The following is a 1,133-nucleotide window of genomic DNA, read 5'->3' on the forward strand; positions in this document are numbered from 1 at the left end:
GGCCACTGGCTCGGCCTGCACTGGATGCTGCCCGCCGCCGCCCAGCTCGTGCTCGCGTCGATCGTCCAGTTCGGCTTTGGCGCGCGCTTCTACCGCGCCGCCTGGAAGGCCGTGCGCGCGGGCGCGGGCAACATGGATCTGCTGGTCGCGCTCGGCACCTCGGCCGCGTGGGGTGTCAGCGTCTACGCGATGCTCGCGCATCCGGGCGAAACCGCGCATCTCTATTTCGAAGCCTCGGCGGTCGTGATCACGCTGGTGCGCTTCGGCAAGTGGCTCGAAGCGCGCGCCAAGCGCCAGACCACCGACGCGATCCGCGCCCTCAACGCGCTGCGCCCCGAACGCGCGCGGCTGCGCGAGAACGGCGCGGAGCGCGATGTGCCGCTCGCGCAGGTGCGCGTGGGCGCGATCGTGGTCGTGCGGCCGGGCGAGCGCCTGCCGACCGACGGCGTCGTGCTCGAAGGCCGCAGCCATGTCGACGAATCGCTGATCACCGGCGAAAGCCTGCCGGTGCCGAAGGAGCCGGGCGAGCCCGTCACCGCCGGTTCGATCAACGGCGAAGGGCTGATCGCGGTGCGTACGACGAAGATCGGCGCGGAAACCACGCTCGCGCGCATCATCCGTCTCGTTGAAAGCGCGCAGGCGGAAAAGGCGCCGATCCAGCGTCTCGTCGACCGCGTGAGCGCCGTGTTCGTGCCCGCGATCCTCGTGATCGCCGCGATCACGCTGGGCGGCTGGCTGCTCGCGGGCGCGTCCGCCGAAACCGCGATTCTCAATGCGGTCGCCGTGCTGGTGATCGCCTGTCCGTGCGCGCTCGGGCTCGCCACGCCCGCCGCGATCATGGCGGGCACCGGGGTGGCCGCGCGCCACGGCGTGCTGATCAAGGACGCCGAAGCGCTCGAAACGGCGCACAACGTCGGCGTGGTCGCCTTCGACAAGACCGGCACGCTCACGCTCGGCCAGCCCTCGCTGACCGCGTTCGAGCCCGCCGGCGGCTTCGTGCGCAACGAGGCGCTCGCGCTCGCCGCCGCCGTGCAGCAGCACAGCGATCATCCGCTCGCGAAGGCCGTGGTGAAGGCCTACGACGACGCCTCGCAAGGCGCGCCGCTGCCCGCCGCCGCCGACGCGCGCGCAGT

The 1,133-nt window shown here is 72.3% G+C and carries 1 protein-coding gene; it reads left to right on the forward strand.

The window, feature by feature from the left end:
• Window positions 1-1,133 (forward strand): heavy metal translocating P-type ATPase (locus tag G3N97_RS38925; RefSeq protein ID WP_205998017.1); only part of this gene is annotated, 1,133 nt, incomplete at both ends.

Origin of the sequence: Paraburkholderia sp. Ac-20347 (assembly GCF_017104805.1) — a bacterium.
In the GTDB taxonomy this organism is placed as follows: Bacteria; Pseudomonadota; Gammaproteobacteria; order Burkholderiales; family Burkholderiaceae; genus Paraburkholderia; species Paraburkholderia tropica.